Annotated in this window: 1 protein-coding gene and 1 pseudogene; both read right to left on the minus strand. The window is 32.0% G+C overall.

What is annotated here, in order from left to right; all coding sequences use genetic code 11:
• On the minus strand, nt 1-230 hold a 230-nt coding region (locus E3U55_RS17090; protein WP_228547607.1), incomplete at its 3' end, for an HAD family hydrolase.
• Between the two features lie 54 nt (nt 231-284).
• A pseudogene (locus E3U55_RS17095) lies at nt 285-528 on the minus strand (HD domain-containing protein); the annotation flags it as partial.

The raw sequence follows: 528 nt of genomic DNA on the forward strand, positions 1-528 counted from the left end.
TGTTTTTCACTATACTTCTCATAATATAATTCAATTGCTTTATCATAATTTGAATCCATAAGATTTTCTCTGATGATTCCGGTCTCAGATGGACCAAACATAGCCTTTATCTCATCTGGAGTAACCTCTTTGTTGTCAAAGTCCTTAAATACTGCTTGAAATGCATAAAAACAAACTGGCAAAGTATCAGCAAGTGTACCATCAAAATCAAAAATAATAGCTTTAATAATTACACACCCTTTATCAAAATAATGTAACTTCGAATTAAAAACTACCTCAAAAAACTAATGATCTATACTTGTATATATTGAATCTTCTACACCTGGGAGAAGTTTGTATATGCTTTTATTGAGCAGTCCTTCTAACTCATTTTTAATTTTGTAAAATCCCTTCCAGTGTAGTGAAGTGTGTAAAGTTGTTCCATGCCGTAAACCAACCGAAATTAACCTCTTCTCAAGTGTAGTAAAACCCTCGGAATCAGCAAGAGCATCGCACAAAGTGATGACTTTATTATAAATATCATATGTA

Origin of the sequence: Filobacillus milosensis (assembly GCF_004402015.1) — a bacterium.
Lineage (GTDB): Bacteria > Bacillota > Bacilli > Bacillales > Alkalibacillaceae > Filobacillus > Filobacillus milosensis.